Below are 8128 nucleotides of genomic sequence, written 5' to 3'. Positions count from 1 at the left end.
CTACATGGACAAGACGATGATGGTCTTCGGCGATGCCAAGAAGGTGGTCGAGGACATGGGGAAGGCCATCGAGTAGACAAGCGGGGCGCCAAGGCCTGGGCGGGGTGCAGCTCAGGCCTCGTCTCTCGCATTTCAGCCGCGCCTTCAAGGCCGGGTTCGGACGCTCGCCGCGCGAGGTTGCGATGGGCGCGGCGCCCGCCGTGGCGCCTATTGCGGCTGCAGGCCGATCTCCCTCGCCACCTTCTGCCAGCGATCCGCTTCCGCGCGCATGAAGGCGCGCAGCTCCGCGCTGCTGGAACCCTTGAGGTTCACGGCCAGGGCCGACAGCCGCTCCTGCACGGCCGGCTGCAACAGCGCCTGCGAGGCTTCGCGTCGCAGGCGCTCGATCAGGTCCAGCGGCGTGGTGGCCGGCGCCACCAGTGCCCACCACTGGTCGATCTCCACGCCCGGGATGCCGGCCTCGGCCAGCGTGGGCACGTTCCGCAGCGCGGGCATTTCCACCCGGCGCGGGCTGGCGACCGCGAGTGCGCGGATGCGGCCCGCGCCGAGCAGGCTGGCGCCGCTGGCCAGGGTCGCGAAATGGCCGGCCACCTGGCCCGCCGCCACGTCGTTGAGTGCAGGGGCCGAGCCCCGGTACGGCACCATGTTGAAGCGCACCTTGCCGCGCGTGGCCAGCAGCTCCGCCGCCAGGTGGCTGACGGTGCCGGCGCCGCTGTGCGCCAGGGCCGGCGGCGCAGGCGCGGCGGTCGCCGCCTTCATGAAGCTCTTGAAGTCCTTCATCTCGGCGCCGCCGAAGAAGACCAGCGGCGAGGTGCCGATCATCGTGACCGGCGTGAAGTCGCGCAGCAGGTCGTAGGGCAGGCGGCTGGTCACCGCCGGCGCGATGGCATGCGGCAACTCGACGATCGCGGTGGTGTAGCCGTCCGGCGCGGCCCGCGCGGCGGCCTCGGTGCCGATCTGGCCGGCCGCGCCGGGCCGGTTGTCCACGATCACCGAGACGCCCATCGCACCGCTCATGCCCTGCGCGATGGCGCGCGCAATCGCATCGGTGCTGCCGCCCGGGGCCCAGGGCACGATCAATTTGATCGGCCGGTCCGGAAAAGCGGCCCAGGTCTTCTGCGTGGTGGCGGCCATCAGCGCGGCCAGGCCGAGGAAGCGGCGGCGGTGCATCGGTGACATGGGAACTCCTTGGATGCTCAAACGGGGTCGGGCCAGCTCGGGTCGCGCGAGGCATCAGCGGTGAGCATCAGCACGGTATGCGACTCAGGAGCGACGGCGCCGCGCTCGCGCAGCTGCCGCAGCGCCGCCAGGCCGGCCGCCGCGCACAGCTCGGCACTGACGTCCGACTGCGCCAGCAGCCGCCGGGCGGCGCGCGCCTCGTCGTCGCTCACCACCACCGCGCCGCCGCCGCTGGCCGTGACGGCCTGCCATTGCAGGAAGGTGACGGTGGCACCGGCGGTGGAGAACTGGTCGGTGAGCCCGGGATAGTCCGCATGCAGCGCCCCGCCTTCCAGCACGCGCGCGAGCCGGCCGAAGGGCTCGATCGCCCAGAGGCGCGGCAGCCGCGTGATGTGGCCGGCCGCCAGCAGTTCGCGAAAGCCCGCGTACACGCCCCAGGCCAGGTCGCCGCGCGCGGTCGGCACGATCACGTGGTCGGGCAGGCCGCCCTGCTCCAGGCACTCGAGCGCGATCGGCTTGTAGCCCTCGATGGCCAGCGGCGCGCTGCCCAGCGCGGGCAGGCTGTGGTTGGTGAGCGCGAAGAAGCCGGGCTCGCGGGCACGCTCGCGCACGAAGCCCCAGCGGCCCGCGTTGTCGGCGAAGGAGAAGCGCCGCGCGCCGGCGGCATCGAGGGCGCGCACGTAGGCGGCGGGCATGTCGTCGTAGGTGGCGACCTCGCAGGCCAGGCCCGCCATCTGCGCGTAGTGCGCGGCCGACAGCGCGGCATTGCCGGAGGAGGCGAGCAACAGTGTGTGGGCACCGAAGTCCAGCGCCTGCGCCACGCCCATGGCGCTCATGCGGTCCTTGTGCGATCCGGTGGGGTTGCGCGACTCGTCCTTGATGGCGAGGCGCGCGATGCCGAGGCGCTGCGCCAGCCCGGGCATCGGGCGCAGCGGCGTGCGGCCTTCGCCGAGGGTGAAGCCCTCGCTGTAGGGCAGCAGCGGGACCGGCGCGCCGGCCGTCTCGGCCGCCGTGCGGTAGCTCGCGCGCAGGCTCACGTGCACGCCCTGCGCGCGGCAGGCCGGGCAGCCCTCGTGGGCCAGTGCCAGCGGGTAGAGCGCGTCGCAGCGCAGGCATTGCAGGCCGCGCAGCAGCGGGTGGCGGACCGGGCGGGCAGGGCGGGGCGTGGGGCTCATGAGGAAGGCGGCGACTGGGACAATCGATGCTGGAATCGTAGACCGGCGCAAATAAAATGAAACGGCCCAATCTACTCATCCGATAAGCAGATTTATCAATGCGCTTTACCGAGATCGAGACCTTCCGCGCCCTGATGCGCAGCGGCACCACGCGCAAGGCGGCCGCCCAGCTGCAGGTGACGCAGCCGGCCGTGAGCCAGTCGCTCAAGCGGCTGGAGGCGCAGGCCGGCATGGTGCTGTTCCAGCGCACCGGCGCGCGCCTGGTGCCCACGCCGGAGGCGCGCGCGTTGTGGACCGAGGTGGAGCGCGTGTTCATCGGCATGGACGCCATCGAGCACCGGCTGCGCGGGCTGCGCGACTTCGGCGTCAACCGGCTGCAGCTGAGCTGCTATCCCGCCTTCGGCCTCGGCTTCATGCCCCGCGCGCTGGCGCGGCTGAAGGAGCAGCGCGGCGACGGCGCCTGGCCGCAGGTCTCGCTGCAGGTGCTGAGCTCCAAGGACGTGCGCGACCGCGTGGCGATGGGCATCTCCGACTTCGGACTGATGGCCGACGAGCTGCCGCTGGACGGTATCGAGCACTCGACCTTCGCGCGCATGCCCGGCGTGATCGTGATGCCCGAGGGCCATGCGCTGGCGCGCTTCAGGAGCATCAAGCCAAGGCAACTGGCCGAGCTGCCTTTCCTGGCCCTGAACCCCGAGGACCCGGCGCATCGCCGGCTGGAGGCCGCCATGGCGGAGCAGGGCCTGGGCCTGCAGGTGGCGGCGCAGACACCCTATGCGGCCAGCGTGTGCGAGATGGCGCTGCGCGGTCTGGGCGTGGGCCTGGTCAACCCGATCACCGCGCTGGACTACGCGGAGCGCGGGCTGGTGGTGCGCCGGCTGGCGGTCGACGTGCCCTTTGCCTGCCTGCTGGTGCTGCCGGCTGGCCAGGTGCTCTCGGCCACGGCGCGCGAGTTCCTGGCCGCGATGCGCCTGCAACTCGCGGAAGACAGCCAGCGGCTGCAGCGCTACCTGCGCTGATCAGCCGGCCCGCCGGCGCATCATCATCAGCGCCGTGGCCGCCATGAGGGTCAGGATGGCGCCCATGCCCAGCGCCGTGGCGCGCAGCCCGAAGAGCCCGGTGCTCAGCCCCGCAACGATGGCGGGCACGCTGAAGGCCAGGTAGCTCAGCACATAGAAGCTGGCCATCAACGCGGCCCGCTCATGCGGCTCGGCCAGCGACACCAGGCTGCGCAGCGACCCGCTGAAGGCCGAGCCGAAGCCCAGGCCCGCGATCGCGGCGCCGACGAAGAAGGCGGCTGTCGATTGCACCAGGATGCCGGCCAGGCTGATGGCCAGGCCCAGCGTCAGCGCCGTGGCGCCGAGCGCGAGGGCCCTGCGAGGCGGCCATGCACGCACGGCGAACAGGGCGATCGCGCTGCTCAGCACCATGGCCGTGATCAGCACGCCACCCACCAGCGGCGCGTCGTTGCCGGTCACGATGCGCGCCAGCGTCGGCCCGAGCGAGAGGTAGAAGCCGCCGAGCGCCCATTGCGCCGTGTTGACCGGCAGCACCTGCCACAGCATGGCGCGTGCCTTGGCGGGAATCGCGATGCTGGGCCGCAGCGAGCGCCAGGCGCCCGGCCGGCGCACGACCGTCTCCGGCAGGTAGAGGGCCGCGGCCATCTGCAGGGCGAACACGAGCATCAGCAGGTCGAACACCAGGCGCGTCGGCGCGGGGCCGAACTGTACGAGCAGGCTGGTGCCGAAGGCACCGGCCGCCATGCCGACCATCGGGGCCACGCCGTTGACGAGCGGCCCGCGCTCGCGGTGCAGGTCGAGCAGGCCCGCGCTGAGCGCACCGGTCGCGATGCCGGTGGCGATGCCCTGCAGGATGCGCGCCGACAGCAGCCAGGCCACCGAGTCCGCGCGCCAGAACAGCAGCGTCGCGGCGAACTCCAGCACCAGCGCCCCGAGGACCACCTCGCGCCGCCCGCGGTGATCGGACAGCCGGCCGAAGACCAGCAGCGCGCCCAGCAGGGCGAAGGCATAGCTCGAGAAAATGACCGTGAGCGTCAGCGCGGAGAAGCCCCACGCGTCGCGGTAGAGCGCATACAGCGGCGAGGGCGCGGTGGATGCGGCGAGAAAGCTGACCAGCAGCGAGGCCTTGAGCCAGAGCGCGCGGCCGTGGCCCAGGCGCGTTTGGGGCCAGCCTGCGGCCAGGGGAGGGTGAGCGGTCGAGACGGACTGCATGGGGGTTCCTTGAATCTCATAAAAGCAAAAAAATTGCGTTTGTGGATTGTGAGGGTTTTCGAGCATTAACGCAAATACTTTGCTTTAGAATCGTTGGTCATGAGCTCAACCCCCGTTCCCCGCCCTGGTGGACGCAGCGCACGCGTCCAGGCCGCGGTGCACCTGGCCACGCGTCAACTGCTGGACGAGCAGGACCGCGCGGACATCACGGTGCCGATGATCGCGGCGCGCGCCGGCGTCACGCCCTCGACCGTCTACCGGCGCTGGGGCGATCTGGCGGAGTTGCTCGCGGATGTGGCCGTCGCGCACCTGCGGCCCGACGGCGAGCCGCCCGACACCGGCACGGTGCAGGGCGACCTGCTGGCCTGGGCCGACCAGTTCCGGGACGAGATGAGCTCCGACCTCGGGCGCACGATGGTTCGCGACGTGGTGTCGGCCCGGGGCGTGGATTCCATGGACGAGCCCTGCGCCTGCGCCCAGTTCTCGAAGAGCCAGCTCGGCGTCATCGTCGAGCGCGGCAAGGCGCGCGGCCAGCAGGTCGTCCCGGTCGACGTGCTCATGGACCGTGTCGTCGCCCCGATCGTCTACCGCATGATGTTCGGCCTGCCGATGGCCTCGCAGGCCGACGTGCACGCCTGGGTCAAGGCGTGCCTCAAGGACGCCGCGCCGCGGCAGGATCCGAAGAGGTAACGCGCGCTCGGCCCCGCACGGATTGCATCGCGCGAATGCGCGATGCGGCTGAAACATGAAAGGTTGCCTTTGCAACAGGACTGCGCGGCCGGCAGCGCGCGGCTCTCAGCGCGAGGCGATGCGCGCGAGCCAGCCGAGCGCGGCGATGCCGGCCAGGCCGACGACGACCGTCAACAGCATGTCGGGTGTGCCGGCGCCGTCCCGTTCGCGCCGCACCGAAGCGTTCGACATCGCGGTGTCGGCGCTTTCGGCAAAGGGATTGAATGCGGCGCCGCCGTCGGGCGTGGCGGGCGCCGCATGGGGTGCCGCGGCGGCGACCGCCTGCGGCGAACCCGGCAACCCGCCCTCCGCCTGCGCGGCGCCATGCAGTGCCGCTGCAAGCAGCACGGCCGAGGCGCAGCGGCGGATCATCAGTCGTTGTTGCGTTCGCATCGGCGGGCGTTCACCAGGCAGCCCGCGTAGTCGGGATCGTTCCTGAGCAGGAACATCGCGCGCGCCGCGACGGCGGTGTCGGCGAAGTCGCTGAACAGGCCGTCGACGCCGGCTTCGTAGAAGGCCAGGTACTCGTTGACCGGGTTGCCCTCGAAGGTGCCGGTCAGCCGCTTCTGCTCGCTGCGGAAGGTGTAGGGGTGCACCAGCAGGCCGAGCCGGTGTGCGTTCTCGATCACCTTGGTGGGCGGCAGCAGCACGCGGTCGCGCTCGTCCACCACGCCGTCGCCGGTCACGTCCGCGCAGGCGCCGTTCTGGATCGTCTTGCAGGCGCTCGGGATCAGGTAGGGCTTCCAGGGGCCGATGCCGTCCGCGTAGCCCTTGACCTCCTGCAGCCCGCGCGGGGTCAGCAGATCGCCGAAGGTGCCTTCGCGGCCCGACACCGCCCAGTCGTAGGGCTTGTCGTAGGGCTTGGTGAAGTCCATCGTGCCGTCGGGCTTCACGTCGTTGGCATCCACCAACTGGACCAGGCGCACGCTCGTCTTCGTGCGCAGGTAGCGCAGGTTCGCGGTCTCGAAGGACTGGATGAAGACCGGCGCGTTGCGGTGGTTCCAGCCCGCCTGGGTCAGCACGTGCAGAAGGCGATCTTCCAGCGGCAGGCCGATCTGCTGGTGGTAGGTCGGGTGCTTCGTCTCGGGATAGATGCCGATGCGGCGGCCTTCCTCGCGCGACTTGCGCTTGGCCAGCTCGATCACCTCCTGCAGCGTCGGGATCTGGAACTTGCCGTTGAAGGACTGGTCGCGCTCGGGGAAGGACTGCACGGCGCGCAACTGCTTGATCTCGGCCAGGGTGAAGTCGCTGGCGAAGAAGCCCTCGGTCGGCACGCCGTCGAGCATCACGGTGCGGCGGCGGTTGGCGAACTTCTGGATACTCTTGACGTTGGTCGTGTCGATCAGGTTGGGTTCGTGGCGCGCGATCAGGTGGCCGTCCTTGGTGGCCACCAGGTCCGGCTCGATGTAGTCGGCGCCGAGCAGGATGCCCATGGAGTAGGCCTCGAGCGTGTGCTCGGGCAGGTAGCCGTTGGCGCCGCCGCGGTGGCCGATGACCAGCGGGGCGTTGTCGGCCCGGCGGCGGTCGCCCCGGTCGTCGTGGGCCGACGCGGGGGCGGCAGCAGCGAGCAGCAGGCCCGCGCCCAGCAGGGCGGCGCACAGTTTTCTTGCCTTGTTCATGTCGATCTCCTCGGGATGGTTGGTTGGTGGCCAACGACGGTATGCGGAACGCATGACAGGCGAGTGAATGAATGTTTCCTGGCCCTAAGATGCCGGGCCAAGCCAAGGGCAAACGGAGACGCATGGATCGCTGGACCGAAATCGAACTGTTCGTGCACATCGCGGAGCTCGGCAGCCTGTCGCGCGCCGCCGAGGCGGTGGGCCTGTCCAATGCCGCGGCCAGCCGGCACCTGGCCTCGCTGGAGGCGCGGCTGGGCGCGCAGCTGGTGCAGCGCAACACCCGCCGCCTGGCGCTGACCGAGATGGGCGAGCAGTACCACGGCCGCTGCAAGGCCATCCTGGCGGAGCTGCGCGAAGCCGATGCGGCCGTGCATGCCTCGGCCGCGGAGCCGAGGGGCACGCTGCGCGTGAGCGCCTCGCTGTCCTTCGCGGTGCAGCACATCGCGCCGCTGCTGCGCGCCTACACCGAGCGCTACCCGCAGGTCACGGTGCACGTGGAGGCGGCCAACCGCTACCTCGACCTGATCGACAACAACATCGACGTGGCGATCCGCACCCGCGAGTACGAGAACGATTCCGGCATCACCATCCGCAGCCTGGCCGAGACGCGCCGCATCCTGGCCGCCTCGCCCGGCTACCTGGACCGGCGCGGCACGCCGCGCTCGGTGGACGAACTGGCCGCGCACGACCTGCTGATCTACACCTACGCCAACCACCCCGACGAGCTGAGCTTCCGGCGCGGCGAGGAGCAGCGCACGCTCAAGGTCAAGGGCCTGCTGGAGTCCAACGACGGCCAGGTGCTGCGCGCGGCCGCGCTCGACGGGCTGGGCATCCTGGTGCAACCCAAGTACATCCTTTACGAGGACATCGTGGCCGGCCGGCTGGTGCCGGTGCTGGACGACTGGGACCTGCCGCGGCTGCGCATCAACATCGCCTTCCAGAGCCGGCGCCACATGTCGGCCAAGGTGCGCACCTTCATCGACTTCCTGGTGCAGCACTTCGAGCGCATGGACTACGAGCGCAAGTGGACGCGCTGAGCGCGGCGCTTCAACGGGGTGGCGCGCCCTCGTAGGCCCGCTGCAGCAGCGCGCGGATCGCATCGCGTTCGGCCAGGCCGAAGGGGCGCGGGTTCCAGTAGGGGTTGGCCACTGCGATGTCCGCGGCGCGGTCCAGGTCGGCTTCCTTCATGCCGATG

8 protein-coding genes and 1 pseudogene are annotated in these 8128 nt (G+C 70.9%); 3 read left to right on the top strand and 6 right to left on the bottom strand.

Going from position 1 to position 8128, the window contains the following annotated elements; genetic code table 11:
• Nucleotides 1-207 precede the first annotated feature (207 nt).
• Nucleotides 208-1179, bottom strand: coding sequence for a Bug family tripartite tricarboxylate transporter substrate binding protein (locus A8M77_RS34455; RefSeq protein WP_086925973.1), 972 nt, complete (start codon nucleotides 1177-1179; stop codon nucleotides 208-210).
• Nucleotides 1180-1196: 17 nt separating this feature from the next.
• The gene (locus A8M77_RS34450; RefSeq protein WP_086925972.1) at nucleotides 1197-2354 is read right to left on the bottom strand and encodes a pyridoxal-phosphate dependent enzyme; all 1158 of its coding nucleotides are present in this window, start codon (nucleotides 2352-2354) and stop codon (nucleotides 1197-1199) included.
• Between the two features lie 98 nt (nucleotides 2355-2452).
• On the opposite strand from A8M77_RS34450, the gene A8M77_RS34445 reads away from it, so the two are divergent.
• Nucleotides 2453-3373, top strand: a complete 921-nt coding sequence (locus tag A8M77_RS34445; RefSeq protein ID WP_086925971.1) for a LysR substrate-binding domain-containing protein — start codon at nucleotides 2453-2455, stop codon at nucleotides 3371-3373.
• On the opposite strand, the gene A8M77_RS34440 is transcribed toward A8M77_RS34445, so the two are convergent.
• A complete protein-coding gene (locus A8M77_RS34440; protein WP_086925970.1) occupies nucleotides 3374-4585 on the bottom strand; it encodes an MFS transporter in 1212 nt (403 codons plus the stop codon).
• 99 nt (nucleotides 4586-4684) lie between these two features.
• Here A8M77_RS34440 and A8M77_RS34435 point away from each other — a divergent pair, with 99 nt between their 5' ends.
• Nucleotides 4685-5275 (top strand): TetR/AcrR family transcriptional regulator, encoded by a 591-nt coding sequence (locus A8M77_RS34435; protein ID WP_086925969.1) that lies wholly within the window; start codon nucleotides 4685-4687, stop codon nucleotides 5273-5275.
• A gap of 105 nt (nucleotides 5276-5380) precedes the next feature.
• Here the strand turns inward: A8M77_RS34435 and A8M77_RS34430 are convergent, their stop codons facing one another.
• A complete protein-coding gene (locus A8M77_RS34430) occupies nucleotides 5381-5686 on the bottom strand; it encodes a hypothetical protein (RefSeq protein ID WP_086925968.1) in 306 nt (101 codons plus the stop codon).
• Entirely contained in the window at nucleotides 5686-6933 is a 1248-nt protein-coding gene (locus tag A8M77_RS34425; RefSeq protein WP_086925967.1) for a glycerophosphodiester phosphodiesterase, read from the bottom strand. The genes A8M77_RS34430 and A8M77_RS34425 overlap by 1 nt, the downstream gene beginning before the upstream one ends.
• 122 nt (nucleotides 6934-7055) lie before the next feature.
• Between A8M77_RS34425 and A8M77_RS34420 the strand changes: the two genes are divergently transcribed.
• Nucleotides 7056-7970: a LysR family transcriptional regulator gene (locus A8M77_RS34420; RefSeq protein WP_086925966.1), complete on the top strand. Its 915-nt coding sequence runs from the start codon at nucleotides 7056-7058 to the stop codon at nucleotides 7968-7970.
• A gap of 10 nt (nucleotides 7971-7980) precedes the next feature.
• Here the strand turns inward: A8M77_RS34420 and A8M77_RS35885 are convergent.
• A pseudogene (locus A8M77_RS35885) lies at nucleotides 7981-8128 on the bottom strand (maleylacetate reductase); the annotation flags it as partial.

The sequence above is a fragment of the Variovorax sp. JS1663 genome, from assembly GCF_002157355.1.
Taxonomy (GTDB): Bacteria; Pseudomonadota; Gammaproteobacteria; order Burkholderiales; family Burkholderiaceae_C; genus Variovorax.
This window is presented reverse-complemented; position numbering and strand designations above follow the sequence as displayed.

Coding starts and splice junctions, on each gene's coding strand:
- A8M77_RS34455 (WP_086925973.1), bottom strand. CDS start 1,179: ATGTCACCGATGCACCGCCGCCGCTTCCTCGGCCTGGCCGCGCTGATG.
- A8M77_RS34450 (WP_086925972.1), bottom strand. CDS start 2,354: ATGAGCCCCACGCCCCGCCCTGCCCGCCCGGTCCGCCACCCGCTGCTG.
- A8M77_RS34445 (WP_086925971.1), top strand. CDS start 2,453: ATGCGCTTTACCGAGATCGAGACCTTCCGCGCCCTGATGCGCAGCGGC.
- A8M77_RS34440 (WP_086925970.1), bottom strand. CDS start 4,585: ATGCAGTCCGTCTCGACCGCTCACCCTCCCCTGGCCGCAGGCTGGCCC.
- A8M77_RS34435 (WP_086925969.1), top strand. CDS start 4,685: ATGAGCTCAACCCCCGTTCCCCGCCCTGGTGGACGCAGCGCACGCGTC.
- A8M77_RS34430 (WP_086925968.1), bottom strand. CDS start 5,686: ATGATCCGCCGCTGCGCCTCGGCCGTGCTGCTTGCAGCGGCACTGCAT.
- A8M77_RS34425 (WP_086925967.1), bottom strand. CDS start 6,933: ATGAACAAGGCAAGAAAACTGTGCGCCGCCCTGCTGGGCGCGGGCCTG.
- A8M77_RS34420 (WP_086925966.1), top strand. CDS start 7,056: ATGGATCGCTGGACCGAAATCGAACTGTTCGTGCACATCGCGGAGCTC.